Origin of the sequence: Massilia mucilaginosa, assembly GCF_011682145.1 — a bacterium.
GTDB classification, from domain to species: Bacteria; Pseudomonadota; Gammaproteobacteria; order Burkholderiales; family Burkholderiaceae_D; genus Telluria_A; species Telluria_A mucilaginosa.
The window spans coordinates 49,479-64,520 of record NZ_WHJH01000009.1 but is presented as its reverse complement, the minus strand read 5'-3'; the positions used below and the strand labels follow the sequence as shown (position 1 = coordinate 64,520).

Genomic DNA, 15,042 nt, shown 5'->3' with positions numbered 1-15,042 from the left:
GCGTTCGTCCGTTTTTTCGGCGCACCGGGCCGGCCCCGGTAAAATAGCGCCTTAAACGAGAATTCCGAAAGCACAGCATGTCGATACAATGGTACCCGGGCCACATGAACGCCGCCCGCAAGAAGGCGGCCGAACAGATGGAGAACACCGATCTGGTGATCGAGGTGCTCGATGCGCGCCTGCCCGAGGCGAGCTGCAACCCCATGGTCGAGGAACTGCGCCTGTTCCGCCAGCGCCCCTGCCTCAAGATCCTCAACAAGGTCGACCTGGCCGATCCGGCCGCCACCGCCGCCTGGAGCGCCTACTACAACGCCCAGGAAGGCGTGACCGCCTACGCCATGACCACCAAGAAGCCGGGCGACGTCGCCAAGATCCCGGACCTGTGCCAGTCGCTGGCGCCGCACCGCGGCGTGCCGACCAAGCCGCTGCGCATCATGATCATGGGCATTCCCAACGTCGGCAAGTCGACCCTCATGAACGCGCTGCTGAAAAAGAAGGTGGCCAAGGTGGGCGACGAGCCGGCCGTGACCAAGATGCAGCAGAAGCTTTACCTCGGCAAGAACATCATCCTGGTCGACACCCCCGGCATGCTGTGGCCGAAGATCGCGCTCGCCAGCGATGGCCTGATGCTCGCCGCCAGCCACGCCATCGGCTCGAACGCCCTCATCGAAGATGAAGTGGCGGTGTTCCTGGCCGACGAACTGCTGGCGCGCTACCCGGCGCTCTTGAGTGCGCGCTATGGCTTCAAGACCGAGGGCATGGACGGCATCGCCGTGGTCGAAGGCGTGGCGGCGCGGCGCGGCTACCGCCAGAAGGGCGGCGACCTCGATTTCGAAAAAGCCTCGCATATCTTCCTGCAGGATTACCGCACCGGCGCGCTCGGTCGGATCAGCCTCGAAACGCCGGAAACGCGCGCCGTGCGCATGGCCCAGCACGCGGCCGAGATGGCCGCCAAGGCCGCAAAGGCAGCGGCCATCGCCGCCGAGAAAGCCGCCAATTCGGCACGCGGCAAACGCGGCACCTGAGGACGGGCACAGGGATGCCGCCGATGGCATCCCGGCGGCTATTGCTCAATAATATTTCCCATTTGCCAACATGTTATACTTCATGTCCCTTTGAATGGAGTGTGACATGCACGCATCGCGTCCCCCGACCGTTTATACCGATACCAGGCAGCTTGCGTGGATATTGCTCGTGTCGGCCCCGCTCATGATCGTCTTCGGCGTCATGGCACTCAATCAGGGCGAGAAGGGCATCGCGGCGTTTTTTCTGCTACTCGGCGGATGGGCAGGCGTCATGTGCCTTTGCCAGTTTGCGAGCAATGGCAAGAGCGCCTCGATGACAGTCGGCGACGAAGGCGTCAGCTTTGCCGACGGCACCGTGGTGGCTTTTCGCGATGTCGAGAATATCACCGTCATGGATCAATTCGGCCAGATGCCGGTGCAGTGCCTGTCGATTATCTTCTATGTCCGGCCGGATGTGCAGGTCAAACAGGGTGGACGCAGCGTGCGCAGGTCCTTCATGTTATCGAACGTGTACGGCAATATCAGTTTCGTCGGCAAGCGCAAGATGTTTTGCTTCATGACGCCGGGTTTGCGCATTTGGGGCGGCAAGAAGCAGAACGACGAGCAGGTCGGCGAGGAATTGTTCGCCCGCCTGGAGGCTTTTCAACAGCGCTGAACGGCGCGTCGGAATAAGCGGGCAAATAGGATTTGCGTATTTACTTCCTGACTGTGTGATTTGACTATCCGGGGCTGATGCCGATTATGTAGCTACATCCCCGTATATATCGCGAATCACATCGCGTTCGCGACGGCGGTGTAATTCGGATGAAATACTTTTTGTTGCTCTGAATGCTATACTGCGCTTCATTTTTATTGAGGCCTTTATGAATCAAGCACGTCCACCGATTGCTTACACCGATACCAAATCATACGGCTACTGGGCCATTGTGATGGGCGCCGCGGTTGGCGTCATCGGCATCTTCTCCTTCGTCAAACAGATCAGCGTGGGCCTCGGCGCGTTCATGTTGTTTTGTGCCGTGTATATGTTCGCGACGGTGTTTTTTCATTTAACCATGAACGGCAAGCGCACTGTGCTCACGGTAAGCGACGACGGCGTCGCGTATGAGACCGGCCTGTTTGTGCCGTTCAGCGATGTCGATAAAATCTCGGCGGGCAATCCGTTTCCAACCATTCCCGGCGATATTCTCAATATCGTGCTGCATCTGAAACCCGAGGCACCGGTAAAACAGGCCGGACGCGGATGGAAAGCCGTCTTTTTCCTCACCTATTTCGGCGGCAATATCAGCATGATCGGGAAAAAGAAGATGATCAGCTTCATGACGCCCGGCCTGCTCCCCGTCAACGGCACGAAAATGGACCAGGATGACATCCTCGAAGACCTCTACGAGCGCTTCGACGACTACCAGAACCGCTGAACCGGCGGAAAAAATTGACTTCTGTTCAACTATCAAGCCTAATGCATGGATCGTGCAAACGATTTCAGAGCGGCTGATGGTTGACTGAAGGTGTCCGGAGCACCGGATTCCCGGTTGATGAACTCGTCGCTTGCCCGCGCCAGCCCTGGCGGAAACCGATCACATCAACCGAAATGGAGTCCGAATGCGATTCACGCCGCGTCCCACCCTCATCTGTCAAACCCTCGTCGCCAGCCTGTTCGCCGGCGCCGCCCAGGCGGCAACGCCGGTGTCGCTGACCTACGTCGTCAACAATCCATGGGCGGGCGGTTACTGCGCCATCGTCAAGGTAGTCAATCCGAATGCGGAGGCGGTGCAGTGGAGCGGCTCGCTGCCTGTGCGCGGCACGGTAACGTCGTTATGGAATGCGGTGGGCAAGCAGTCCGGCGGCGCGATCGTCTTCACCGGCGGGCTCGATTGGAACAAAACCATCGCCGGCAAGTCGACGATGGAAGCGGCAGGATTTTGCGCGACGGATGCGGTGACACCGACGCCAACGCCGACGCCAACGCCGACGCCGACGCCGACACCGACACCAACACCAACACCGCCGCCAACACCGACGCCAACGCCAACGCCAACGCCGACAACCGGCGCCCTTTCACCCACCTACAAAGGCGAAGGCACGTTTTACGGCGCAACGGGCGAGGGCAATTGCAGCTACGACGCCAGCCCGAACAACCTGATGGTCGCCGCCATGAACCAGGCCGATTACGCCAACAGCGCGGCGTGCGGCCAGTACGTTGTCGTCACCGGGCCCAAAGGCAAGGTCACGGTGAAAATCACCGACCGCTGCCCCGAGTGCAAACCGGGCGACATCGACCTGAGCGAGCAAGCCTTCGTCAAAGTGGCCGACAAAATCGCGGGCAGGGTGCCGATCAGCTGGTACGTGGTGGCGGGCGAGACCACCGGAACGGTCAGCTACCGCTACAAGGAAGGCAGCACCATCTACTGGCAGGGCATCCAGGTGCTCAACCACCGCCTGCCGATCACGAAGCTGGAAATCCGCCCGAACGGCAGCGCCAGCTGGATCGCCGTCAAGCGCGAGGAATACAACTACTTCGTCTATCCGACCGCGATTGCGCCCGGCCCGATGCAGGTGCGGATCACCGGTCTTGGCGGCGCCACGCTGATGCAAACGCTGCCCGAGCCGCAGGGTGGCCTGGTCGTCAAGGGCAGCAACCAGTTCTGACCCGGCCCGGCCAAGCCGGTGGCGCTGTTACGCCGCCACCGGTTCGCCGAAGCGGAAACTCGACACCGCCAGGTGGCCGAAAAATTCGTCTTCGTGATACACGCATGCCGCATCCTCCGCTTCGGCCGCGCCCAGCGCCACCATCAGGGGCAGCAGGTGTTCTTCGCGCGGGTGGGCATTGCGCGCATACGGCGCCTGGCCCCAGTGCAGCAGGGCGGTGGTGCGCTCCGACGGCGGCAGCTTGAGAACCATCTGCAGCCAGTCGTCGAACTGGTGCGACGCCAGCCTGCCTTCGGGACCGAACTGGCGCAGGTTATGGTAGCTCAGGCCACTGCCGATAATGAGCACGCCCTCGTCGCGCAATGGCGCCAGCGCGCGCCCGATCTTCACGTGCGTGAGCGGATCGAAGCCGTGCTTGAGCGAGAGCTGCACCACCGGCACGTCGGCTTGCGGATACACCGGATACAGCATCGAAAACGTGCCGTGGTCAAAACCGCGCTGCGGATCGAGCGAGACCTCATGCCCGGCAGCCGCCAGCAAATCGGCGGCGCGCTGGGCCAGCTGCGGCGATCCGGGCGCCGGATACTTGATCTGGTAGGTATGCGCCGGAAAGCCGCCGTAATCGTAGATCATCGGCGGCTGCGAGCTAGATGAGAGCATCAGCTCCTGTTCTTCCCAGTGGCCTGAAACGACCAGCACCGCGGCCGGCTTGACGCCGCCGATCTGGCGCCGGATGTCGACCAGCGACGCTTCCAGCACGGCGTAGGTGTCGCCGTATTGTTCCTTCATGAACGGCCACGGACCGCCGCCGTGCGAGACGAAATAGGTTGGCAGGCGATGGTTCATGGCGGGGCTCCGGACGATGGCTTATCCATTCAATATAGGGGCGCTTGCGGGCTTTATCAAGCTGTCCGCCTGCGCCAGCTCGACGAGCGCAAACAGGCGCGCGCTGCGCATCCAGCCGATGGTGACCACCACCGCCTGGGTTAGCAGCAGCGCCCCCGCAAATTCCATCGCATCGACGCCCGCCGTGTTGGCGCGCGCCAGCGACAGCAGGGCGGCCAGCACGAGCCCTGCGATGCTGATGACGATGTAGCCGCCCAGCGCGGCCAGCGGATGCCGCGCCAGCAGCGCGCAGCCCGACAGCCAGGCCGACCAGGCCGAGCGTTTGCCCGGATCGGCCGCCAGGAACGCGCGGCCGGCGTCGAGCGAAGCGGCGACAAGCCCCATCAGCAGCACCATGAGCACCTGCGCGAGCGCCATCGGCAGCGCCGCATCGCCGGCGGCGGTGACGGTGGTGAGGTAGGCCGATGCCGCCCCGCTGGCGGCGTTACCGATCATATAGGCCAGGCCGAGCGGCAGCGCGCCCATTGCCAGCATGCGCAGCATGGGCCAGTAGTAGCCGGCGCCGCCGCGCAGCAGCGCCGCGAAGCCGGGCGCCTGCTGTGCGCGCGCCGCCGTCGCCGCCATCCCCGAGAGCATGGGCGAGATGAGCAGCGTGGCCGTGAGCGCGAGCGCGCCGGCCTGGATGAAGGTTCCCTGCTTGCGCTCCTGGAGGTCCAGCAGGTCGCCGATCGCGGTCATGTCGAGCGCGCGCGCCAGTGCCTGCGCGTGCACCGAGTAGTCGAGGTTCGCGGACAGCAGCTGCCAGGCCGGCAGCGCCAGGATCAGGGTCGGCACCAGCATCCACAAGGCCCACAGCAGCAGCAGGCGCCATTGCAGCGCGGCGCGCGCGGCGCGCGGCACGCAAGCCATCGAAAAGGCGGGCGTCTGGTTCATCACACGGTCGCAATCAGGGAAAAGAGAATGTTGAAAAACGCGGCCAGCTCGCCCGTCCAGCGGCGCGAGGCGCTGCCGTCCGGGGCGAGCGTGCGGCTGTCATCGAGTTTGCTGGCGTCCAGGTAGTGCTGGCGCTTCGGATCGAGTTCGGCCGATACCGCCCTGGCCGGCCTGACCCAGCTGAAGGTGCGCATCTTCTTCTGGTCGTCCCACAGCACCGTCTCGCTGCTGCCGTCGGCGAATTTGACGAGCAGGCTTTGCGCAACCGCCGCGCCGCGCCGCTGCAAGTGGACGCTGGTGCGCCAGGCGCCGGCCTCGGGCTCGCTCGATAAACGCGCGATACGGTCGTCCACGCTGGCCGTGCCGTACACCTGCTGCGCGAACGCGGCATGCACGGCGGCGCGCTGGCCGCTCACTTCGGCCAGCGTGTCGCGCAGGTCGGCGGTGCTTGGATGGCGGAACTTCCAGCGTTTGTAGTATTCCTTGAAGGCGCGCTCGGTCGCCTCCTTGCCGATGCGCTGTTCCAGGTCGCGCAGCATGGTGGCGCCGCGCACGTACACCGGCCCGATGCCCTTCACACGCATATGGGCGTTCTGCCCCAGCGGATCGGCCGCTTCGCCGGGCGCGGCCTCGTGGCGTTCGACGTCGAAGCTCTCGAAGCCGGGCGCGATCCCCAGCTTTGCCAGCAGCGGCGGGCCGCGATACGTCTTGCGTCCGGTGTCGCGCAGCATGCGCTGGTTCCAGTATTCGTTCACGCCTTCGTCGAGCAGCGGTTCTTCGACTTCGTTGGAGGCCAGGATGCCGTAGAAGTAGCTGTGCCCCACCTCGTGGATGGTGACCAGATCGAGATCGAAGGCGTCCGCCGTCTTCGGTACCACCTTCTCATGGCCGGTGACGGTGATGAAAGTCGGGTATTCCATCCCGCCCGCGTTGTCGGCATTGAGCGGCGGGACCACGATGGTGAGCGTCTTGTACGGATACGGCCCGAGCGTCTTCGAAAAATAGCTCAGCGCGTCGGTGGCCGCTTTCAGGGCCGGGGCGGCGCTCGCCGCGCGGTCGGGCGGGAACAGCACCGACAGCTGTACCTGCGCTCCGTCCGGCGCGCTCCAGGTGGCGCGCAGCGGCGGCGCGGTGCGCTGGTCGGCGGTCCAGGCGAAATCGTGGACGTCGCCCTGCACGTAGTGGTGGGTCAGCATGCCGCCGCGTTCGACCGGCGTGCCTTGCAGTTCGCCGGTGGCGCCCACCGTGTAGCCCTTGGGCGCGCTGAGCTTGACGTCGAAGCGGCCGAAGTCGGCGTAGAACTCGGTCTCGTGGTGGTACTCGTGCACGTTCCAGCGCGCCCGCGTGGCCCCGCGTTCGCCCGGCAGCTCCAGCACCCCGATCTTGGGGAACCACTGGCCCACCAGGTGAAAGCTGCCGAAGTAGCCGGTGCTGGCGACCACGCGCGGCAGCTGGGTCAGGAAGGCGATGTCGATGCTGGTCGAGGCGCCCGCCGCCACCGGGGCCGGCAGGTCGAAGCGCACCACCGTCTGGTCGGTGGCCGGGCCGCCGTCCGGTTGGACGAAGGACCAGCCGACTTTGGCCCCGCCCTGGGTCACGCTGCGCAGCGCGATATGGCCCCATTCGCCGGGCGCGATACGGGCGCGGTAGCCGGCCGCGCGCTGCTCGGTGAAGTAGGTGCTGCCCGCGTCCTTGAAGGCGTTCATGTACAGATGCAGGTAGATGCTGCGCACGGTCTGGCCGCTGCGGTTGCGCCAGGTGAGGGTCTGCCTGCCGTCGACCGTATGCTTGACCGGGTCGAGCGTCGCTTCGATGCGGTAGTCGACCACGCGGTCCGACAGGGTCGCCTCGCTGCCGCTGCGCGGGCCGCCCCACGCGTCCGGTGCGCTCGGCACGCTCACCGCGCTTGCCGAGGGCAGGGCAAAGCCGATATCGATCTCGGTCGCAGGTTCCGGAATCGGCGTGATGGTGATGTCGGCCTGCGCCAGCAGCTCGGCGCCGGCCATGGCGGCTGCGGCGACCAGCAGCGCCCTGAGGGCCATGGTTCGGGTTCGCTCTTGCATGCATTCTCCTGCGCCGCCGGGGCGCTGACAGTCGATAGGGGCCGGCAGCCGGCAAGGCGCACAGCATGCCACAACAGCCGCCGCGGCGCTACGCGAGTGGACACGGGGAGCGGCCCGGATGGCGACTGCGATTATAATGGCCGCAGTTTTGGTGCCCGCCCGCGTCTTCACGCCGGCAGTTAAACGGGAAACACAGGATTCGATCCAGGTGTGCTGCCCCCGCAACGGTACTGCAAGCGCCTCACGGCCTTGCCAGCCCGGATACCGGCCAAAACAGGTGGACACGATGCCGCGCAGCGCGCACCGGTCCGTGCAATCCGGCTTGCGGGGACGCAGGCCAGGACTCATTTTCTGAAGACGACATCATGATTTTTGCAGTATCGCCGCGCCGCGCGCTCTCCGCCAGGCCGCTCGCGCTGGTTTCCGCCCTGTCCCTGTGTTTCGCCTCAGGTTTCGCGTCAAGCGCCGAGCTGGCGGCCCAGGCCCTTCCTGAAGTGACCATCACCGGCGCGCGTTTCGCCAGCGACCCGGCGCTCGCTCCGATCGGCGCCACCGTCATCAGCGCCGACGAGATCCGCCGCGCCGGCGCGGCCGACGTCAACCAGGCGATCCGCAAGGTCGGCGGCGTGTACGGCCGCCAGAGCCTGGACGGCTCGCCCGATTTCAGCCTCGACATGCGCGGCTTCGGCACCAACAGCAGCCAGAACATGGTTGTCACGCTCGACGGCGTGCGCATTTCCGAGAGTGAATTGAGCAATGCGGCGCTGTCGTCGATTCCAATCGAGACGGTCGAACGCATCGAGATCATTCGCGGCGGCGCCAGCGTGCTGTATGGCGAAGGCGCCACCGGCGGCGTGATCCACATCGTCACCAAACGTCCGCAAGCGAACGGCCGGCGCGGCATGCTGCGCGCCGAAGCCGGCCAGTTCGGCCTGCGCGACCTGCGCGCCGCGCTGGCGCAGTCGTGGAACGGCTTCGCACTCGACGCTTCGGTCGGCAGCGCGCGCACCGACAACTACCGCGACCACAACGCTTTCGAACTCGATACCTTCAGCGGCGGCGCCCAGTGGGCTTACCAGGGCGGCCGCATCGGCGTGCGTTACGACCGTGCGCGCCAGGAGTCCGAGCTGCCGGGCGCCCTGAGCGCCTGGCAGTTCCGCCACACTCCGCGCGATGAAAGCACCTCGGAAGATGTCGGCGCGCTCGACTCGGAGCGCGTGACCGCGTTTGCCGAGCAGCGCATCGGTGCGGTCGACCTGGCCGCCGAGCTGTCGCGCCGCGAGCGCAGCGCCCGGTCGACCTATGTCTACTACACGCCCGACATGGGGCGCGTGGTATCGAAGTCCAGCTACGAGAGCGTGCAGACGCAGTTTTCTCCGCGTGTGCGCTATCTGGCGCCGATGGGCGGCATGCTCAACGAACTGGTGGCCGGCGTCGACCTGGTCAAATGGACGCGCGTGACCGATTCGGATTACTCGAACGCCGATGCGGCGCAAAAATCGAAAGCGCTGTACCTGCGCGACGAACTCACCTTCGGCGGCGCCAACAAGGCGCGCGTGGCGGTCGGTGCGCGCCGCGAGCGCTTCGAGAAAGACGCGACCGATACGCTCGCCTTCGCCGCGCCCTACGACAGCAAGCAGACCCTCAACGCATGGGAAGTGCAGGGCAGTGTCGATGTCATGCCGGGCGTGAACCTGTACGCCAAGGCCGGACGCAGCTACCGCGTGGCCAACGTCGACGAAAACGGCTACCGTTCCTCGCCCGGCCTGCTGGCGCCGCAAACCTCGCGCGACCTGGAGCTGGGCCTGGTCTACGGCACCCCGAGCCTGGGCGCGACCGCGCGCATGTTCCGCCACCAGCTGCGCAACGAGATCTTCTACGATCCGGGCGCGAACGGCGGTTACGGCGCCAACACCAACCTCGATCCGACCCAGCGCAAGGGCGTGGAAGTCGACCTGCATGCCAGCATCGCGCGCGACTGGCGTGTGAGCGGCAACTGGCAGTACGTGCGGGCGCGCTTTACCGAAGGGCGCAACGCCGGCAGCGAGATGGTGCTGGTGCCGAAGAACGTGGTCTCGGCGCGCCTGGCCTGGGTGCCGGGCAATGGCCACAGCGCCGACATTGGCGCCCAGTGGGCCGGCAAGCAGCGCTTCGGCGCCGATTTCGCCAACACCTGCGGCGTGCGCATCTCGTCGGCCACCACCTTCGATGCGCGTTATGCGCGCCAGATGGGTGCCTGGGAATTCGCGGTGGCCGGCCTGAACCTGGCCGACAAGCGCTACACCAGCAACGCTTTCGGCTGCAACAGCGGTATCTATCCGGCCGACGGACGCCAGGTGAAGGTCTCGGCGCGCTACGACTTCTGATGCGCCAGCGCCTGTTACTGGCCTCGCTGGCCGCGCTGGCCCTGTGGGCCGGCCTTGCCGGCGCCGCCCCGGTGATGGTGGTCGACGACGCCGGGCGCCGCGTGGCGCTCGCGGCGCCGGCCAGGCGCATCGTCTCGATGGCGCCGCACGTCACCGAGCTGCTGTTCGCGGCCGGGGGCGGTGCGCGCATCGTCGGGGCGATGAGCTACAGCGATTATCCGCCTGCCGCCAAGACGATTCCTCTGGTCGGCGACAACAGCCAGATCGATATCGAACGCCTGCTGGCGCTGAAACCCGACCTGCTGGTGGTCTGGCAGAGCGGGAACACGGCGCGCCAGCTGGAGCAGTTGCGCCAGCTCGGCATCCCGATGTTCTACAGCGAACCGGCGCGCATGGACCAGGTGGCCGACAGCCTGCTGCGTTTCGGCCAGCTGCTCGGCACCGAGGCGCAAGCGCGGGCGGCGGCGGCCGCGTTCCGGGCCGATATCGCGGCGCTGGGCGCGCGCTACGGCAAGCGCTCCCCGGTCAAGGTGTTCTATCAGGTCTGGGACAAGCCGCTGTACACGCTCAACGGCCAGCAGGTGGCGAGCGACGCGATCCGCCTGTGCGGCGGCGAGAATATTTTCGCCGCGCTGGCGGTCAAGGCGCCCTCGGTCGGCATCGAGGCGGTGTTGCAGGCCAATCCGGAAGCGATCGTCGGGAGCGTGCCGTACGACCCGTCGGACGCCGGGCTGGCGATGTGGGCGTCGTACAAGACCCTGTTGGCGGTGCGCAATGGCAATTTGTTCACGCTCGATGGCGAATTGCTGACCCGGCCCGGGCCACGCCTGGCGCAGGGCGCCGCCATCCTGTGCGAAAAACTCGAGCTGGCGCGTCAACGCCGCAGGTAGGCGCGCGTTTACGGGGGTATGAGCTGTGTCGGCGGCATGGCTAACCCGGACGGCATTTGCAACGCAATGTAAAATGCTGGACCTTGGCCCGGGACCTGCCGCAAAAAGTGGTAATCTCGCGAACGTCGTCTCAACTTAAACATGAAGGATATTTATGCGTTTCCTGCGTATTGCTCTCGCTGTCGCCAGCCTGGTCGCCACCACGGCGTTCGCGTCGCCCGCCGATCCTAAAGATGGCGCCGAATATGTCACGCTGGCGAGCCCGCAGCCGACCAAAACCGTCGGTAAAAAAGTGGAAGTCATCGAATTTTTCATGTATCACTGCCCGGCCTGCAACGCGCTCGAGCCGCACCTGGCCGACTGGGTGAAAAAGCAGGGCGACAACATCGTGTTCCGCCGCGTGCACTTCCCGGTCTCCGGTCCGAGCGATCCCGAGGCGCACCTGCACCTGACGCTCGAAGCGATGGGCAAGTCCGAAGAAATGAATCCGAAAGTGTTCCGTGCCTTCCACGTCGAGCGCCTGCGCCTGAACAAGGATGACGCCATTCTCGAGTGGGTGCCGAAGCAGGGCATCGACAAGGCCAAGTTCATGGAATACTGGAACTCGTTCGGGGTGCTGACCAAACTCAAAGGCGCCGAGCAGGTCATGCGCAACTACAAGATCGACGGCGCCCCTTCGCTGGTGATCGACGGTCGTTTCCTGACTTCGCCATCGGCCATCGGCGGCGCCAATCCTGGCCTGAACAATGCGACGGTATACCCGGCGGTCCAGCAAACGCTTGACGCGCTGGTGGCCAAGGCGCAAAAAGACAAGGCTGGCGCCGCTGCGCCCGCTCCCGCAAAACCCGTTGCCAAACCTGCCGGCAAATGAGCGATCCTGAAGAAAAACTCATCAAAATCTACGACGGCTCGCGCCCGGTAGAGGAGGATTTGTTCGAGCGCAGCTGGATCAACCAGCTGGCATGGAGCCTGGTCGTGGTGCTGTGCAGCGTGGTGGTGTGGTTCGCCATCGCCATCGTCAATGCCGAAAACCAGCGCCACGCCCTGATGACCAAGCAGTGCGCCGATCCGGTGTTCAAGGGCGAGATCGACATGCGCTGCCTGCAGGTGGTCAGCTCGCGCGAGCATTGGTGGCAGCATCTCTGGTATGGGATCACCCATCTGAGGCCGGAGCAGAAGTAATCCCGCGCCGCCGGGTCCGTCATTGACGGTGCCGGCGGCGTCGACGTTTGGAGCGTAGAGCCTACCGAGATAGGCTCTTAGACCGGCAAGGCGATCACAAAGCGCGCGCCACCCATCTCCGACTGCTCCACCGCAATGGTGCCGCCATGCAGCGCCACGGCCTTCTGCGCAATCGACAAGCCCAGTCCGAAGCCGCCCGTGCTGCGGTCGCGGCTGCGGTCGATCCGGTAGAACGGCTCGAACACCTTGCCGCGTTCCCCCTCGGGAATGCCGGGCCCGTCGTCTTCCACCACGATTTCCACCCCGTCCGTGCGGCGCGCCGACAGCGCGATGCGGCCGTTGCCGTACTTTTGCGCATTCCTGAGCAGGTTGCCGACCGCCCGCACCAGCAGGCGCCGGTCGCCGCTCATGCTGCCCAGCGCGCCGTCGAGCCGCACCTGCGGCTGGGCCGCGAGCGGGTCGAGCGCGTCCACGCAGCCCAGCAGCGCGGGCGCCAGTTCAAAGTCGGCCTGTTGCAGCGCCTGGCGGCTGTCGAGCCGGATCATGCTGAGCAGTTCATTGACCAGGCCGTTCAGCTCGGCCACGTCGCCTTCCATCGCCGCGATGCGCGTTTCCAGCGCCGGATCGCCCGCTGCCGAGCGCAGCAGTTCGAGCGCGAATTCCAGCCGCGCAATCGGCGTGCGCAGTTCGTGCGAGACGGAATGGAGCAGGTTTTTCTGGGCGTCGAGCAAGTCTTCGATGCGCCCGGCCATGTGGTTGAAGCGCTCGGCCAGCGGATAGATGCTGGCGCGCGGCTTGAAGACGGCGCGCGCCGCCAGCTGGCCGGCGCCGACCTCGTCGGCCACGCGCGAGAGCGCCTGCAGCCCCAGCCAGTGCGAGCGCGACCACAGCGCGGCCGGCACCAGCAGGAACAGCGCCACGATCACGTAGCGCACCGCTTCCATCTCCAGCGCCAGGCCGATGTCGATCGGCAATTCCTGCGCGTGGATGACTTCTTCGGCGCTGCCGATATAGCTTTCGCCATGCAGGTCGACCCGGCGGTAGAAGGCTTTGTGGGCGGTGTCGAGCACCAGTTCGCCACGGTCGAGCGCGGCGTGCTGCTTGGCCGGCAGCGCGGCACGGGCGCTGGCCAGCGGCACCAGGTCGAGCTTGACGTCGGACACTTCGCGCACCTTGTTCAGGCGCACCAGCCACTCGTCGGCCGGGGCTTTGTCGATATATTGTTCTAGCAGGAAAATCTGGGCCGCCGCCTGGCGCCGCGCGATATCGTCCAGCGGGTCGCCAAACAGGCGGCTGATGGCGACATAGATGAAGAAGGTCGCGACCGTGATCGACAGCATCACCAGCACGAAGAAGCGGAAAAAGATGCGGTTCACGCGCGCGTCCCGCCACGATGAAGGGCAACGCTCGCCAGCGTGATCGACGGCATTGCCGGCACGAAGAAGCAGCGGTTCATGCGCGTTTCCCGCAATGATGGAGGGCAACGTTCGCCATTGTGATCGACGGCAGTGCCGGTACGAAGAAGCAGCGGTTCATGGGCGTCTCCCGCCACAACGGTGTTCAAGAACTGTTGCCATAGCTATCGCTTCTCCTTGCGCAGCATTGTATAAGAGCGGCGCGGATCGCGGTATTACAAAAAAGTGACAAATGGGGGACAGATGTTGGCGGAATTGTGGCGCGCTTGTCGCTATTATGTGCTTACTCGTATTCGGTCTGCCCGTCGTGTTCGACCTGGCGGGTCTCGCAAACTTCTTCGAAAGGATTCGCCATGTCTGTTTTGATTCGCGTTTTATCCTGTCTCCCGCTGGCCGGCGCCATGGCGCTCGGTGGCTGCGGCGGCGGTGGCGACAGCACGCCCACCCCACCGCAAACCCAGCCGGATATCGTCGTGACCCCGACGCCGACGCCGACGCCGACGCCAACGCCAACGCCAACGCCGACGCCAACGCCAACGCCGACGCCAACGCCAACGCCGACGCCGACGCCGGAACCGGTGCCCGGGATAGCGCAGTTCATCAAGCGCGCCCAGACCGCCACGTGCGCCAACGTGTCCAATCAGCTCTTCCTGATCGACAAGAAGAATGTGTTGTCGTACCAGTGGGGCGATTGCCCGGACAATACTTGCCGCATGGAACTGTCCAGCCTGGCTTCCAACACGAAACTTTGCAGCATGACGTCGACCATTGCCGGCCCCAAGACGGAATGCGCGGACCCGGCCATGCTGCCCTTGTTCCAACAGATGGTCGGCAAGGCCGATAACAGGCAACTTGCCGGTGGCCTCGGCCCCGACCATGTGGCTGAAGAAATTCAATTCCTCCCAGCGAATGGAAATGCCGTGGATTTCAAGACCATCGCCAGCGACCGCTTCTCCGGCATCGCCACTGCGCGCAACGTGGTCGTGCGCGACCAGGCCGCGTTCGATGCCCTGTGGGCCGAGCACAGCGCGATCCGTATTCCGGCCCCAGCCGCTCCCAAGGTCGACTTCACGACCGAGATGGTGATCGCTTTGTTCGGCGGCAATGACTCGGCCTGCGCCAGCTTCGGCGTGCGCAGCGCCACCGCCGTCAACGACCGCCTGGTGATCGCTTACGAGCGCAAGGACCCTGATCCGGCCATGCCGTGCATCGCCGTCGTCGCCAACCCGATGCAGATGATTGTGGTGCCGCGCGTCGATAACCCGGTCGACTTCATCAAGATCACGACCCAGGAAGTGCCGTTTACCGAGGTCTACGTGACGGACTATTCCAACTCCGTGGCTCTGCGCAACGTCGTGATCAAGGATGCCGCCACCCTGGCCAGTGTATGGAAGACAGCGAATGGACCTGAAGCACCGCCGGCGATCGATTTCAACAAGGACATGGTGGTCGCCGTCTTCGGCAGGGGTGGCTACAACGGCTGCCACTACGCCAGGATCGAGAGCGTCTACCGCGCGGGCGGCAAGCTGCATGTGGCCAGCGTGAACTGGTCGCCGGGGCCGACATTCGCGGCCGCGTGTTCGCAGGCGTTTACCCATCCCGCGCACCTGGTCAAGCTGGCGCGTACCGATGACACGGTCGAGTTTTCGTCCCAATCCAAGTACCTGGAAAAGTAA

At 65.0% G+C, this 15,042-nt stretch carries 14 protein-coding genes and 1 riboswitch; of the genes, 9 read left to right on the top strand and 5 right to left on the bottom strand.

Annotation, left to right across the window (positions count from 1 at the left end; genetic code table 11):
• Window positions 1-104: 104 nt before the first annotated feature.
• The 4 genes from ylqF to F2P45_RS10555 all read left to right on the top strand — a co-directional run bounded on the left by ylqF (window position 105) and on the right by F2P45_RS10555 (window position 3,671).
• Window positions 105-1,025, top strand: coding sequence for a ribosome biogenesis GTPase YlqF (gene ylqF, locus F2P45_RS10570; RefSeq protein ID WP_229505025.1), 921 nt, complete (start codon window positions 105-107; stop codon window positions 1,023-1,025).
• Between the two features lie 106 nt (window positions 1,026-1,131).
• Window positions 1,132-1,680, top strand: a complete 549-nt coding sequence (locus F2P45_RS10565) for a hypothetical protein (protein ID WP_166873954.1) — start codon at window positions 1,132-1,134, stop codon at window positions 1,678-1,680.
• Window positions 1,681-1,888: 208 nt separating this feature from the next.
• Entirely contained in the window at window positions 1,889-2,440 is a 552-nt protein-coding gene (locus tag F2P45_RS10560) for a hypothetical protein (protein ID WP_166873951.1), read from the top strand.
• A 184-nt stretch (window positions 2,441-2,624) separates the two neighbouring features.
• Window positions 2,625-3,671, top strand: a complete 1,047-nt coding sequence (locus F2P45_RS10555; RefSeq protein ID WP_187367161.1) for an expansin EXLX1 family cellulose-binding protein — start codon at window positions 2,625-2,627, stop codon at window positions 3,669-3,671.
• A 27-nt stretch (window positions 3,672-3,698) separates the two neighbouring features.
• Here the strand turns inward: F2P45_RS10555 and F2P45_RS10550 are convergent, their stop codons facing one another.
• From F2P45_RS10550 to F2P45_RS10540, 3 genes are read right to left on the bottom strand one after another with little or no spacing between them, the layout of a single operon-like run.
• A complete protein-coding gene (locus tag F2P45_RS10550; protein ID WP_166873948.1) occupies window positions 3,699-4,517 on the bottom strand; it encodes a DODA-type extradiol aromatic ring-opening family dioxygenase in 819 nt (272 codons plus the stop codon).
• Window positions 4,518-4,538: 21 nt separating this feature from the next.
• Complete coding sequence (locus F2P45_RS10545) at window positions 4,539-5,450, bottom strand: hypothetical protein (RefSeq protein WP_166873946.1); 912 nt, start codon at window positions 5,448-5,450, stop codon at window positions 4,539-4,541.
• Window positions 5,450-7,513, bottom strand: a complete 2,064-nt coding sequence (locus F2P45_RS10540) for a M1 family metallopeptidase (RefSeq protein WP_166873943.1) — start codon at window positions 7,511-7,513, stop codon at window positions 5,450-5,452. Before F2P45_RS10540 ends, F2P45_RS10545 begins: the two co-directional genes overlap by 1 nt.
• A 132-nt stretch (window positions 7,514-7,645) precedes the next feature.
• A riboswitch (cobalamin riboswitch) is annotated at window positions 7,646-7,800 on the top strand.
• A 78-nt stretch (window positions 7,801-7,878) separates the two neighbouring features.
• Between F2P45_RS10540 and F2P45_RS10535 the strand changes: the two genes are divergently transcribed.
• The 4 genes from F2P45_RS10535 to F2P45_RS10520 all read left to right on the top strand — a co-directional run bounded on the left by F2P45_RS10535 (window position 7,879) and on the right by F2P45_RS10520 (window position 11,951).
• Complete coding sequence (locus F2P45_RS10535) at window positions 7,879-9,879, top strand: TonB-dependent receptor (RefSeq protein ID WP_166873940.1); 2,001 nt, start codon at window positions 7,879-7,881, stop codon at window positions 9,877-9,879.
• Window positions 9,879-10,769 carry a cobalamin-binding protein gene (locus F2P45_RS10530; protein ID WP_166873937.1) on the top strand — a complete coding sequence of 297 codons (891 nt, stop codon included), beginning with the start codon at window positions 9,879-9,881 and terminating at the stop codon, window positions 10,767-10,769. Before F2P45_RS10535 ends, F2P45_RS10530 begins: the two co-directional genes overlap by 1 nt.
• Before the next feature lie 154 nt (window positions 10,770-10,923).
• Window positions 10,924-11,640, top strand: a complete 717-nt coding sequence (locus F2P45_RS10525) for a thiol:disulfide interchange protein DsbA/DsbL (RefSeq protein WP_166873934.1) — start codon at window positions 10,924-10,926, stop codon at window positions 11,638-11,640.
• Entirely contained in the window at window positions 11,637-11,951 is a 315-nt protein-coding gene (locus tag F2P45_RS10520; RefSeq protein ID WP_166873931.1) for a hypothetical protein, read from the top strand. The genes F2P45_RS10525 and F2P45_RS10520 overlap by 4 nt, the downstream gene beginning before the upstream one ends.
• Before the next feature lie 77 nt (window positions 11,952-12,028).
• Here the strand turns inward: F2P45_RS10520 and F2P45_RS10515 are convergent, their stop codons facing one another.
• Both F2P45_RS10515 and F2P45_RS10510 read right to left on the bottom strand, forming a co-directional pair.
• A complete protein-coding gene (locus tag F2P45_RS10515; RefSeq protein WP_166873927.1) occupies window positions 12,029-13,327 on the bottom strand; it encodes an ATP-binding protein in 1,299 nt (432 codons plus the stop codon).
• Window positions 13,324-13,515 (bottom strand): hypothetical protein, encoded by a 192-nt coding sequence (locus tag F2P45_RS10510; RefSeq protein WP_166873925.1) that lies wholly within the window; start codon window positions 13,513-13,515, stop codon window positions 13,324-13,326. The genes F2P45_RS10515 and F2P45_RS10510 overlap by 4 nt, the downstream gene beginning before the upstream one ends.
• A 204-nt stretch (window positions 13,516-13,719) precedes the next feature.
• Between F2P45_RS10510 and F2P45_RS36130 the strand changes: the two genes are divergently transcribed.
• Window positions 13,720-15,042, top strand: coding sequence for a hypothetical protein (locus F2P45_RS36130; protein ID WP_229505017.1), 1,323 nt, complete (start codon window positions 13,720-13,722; stop codon window positions 15,040-15,042).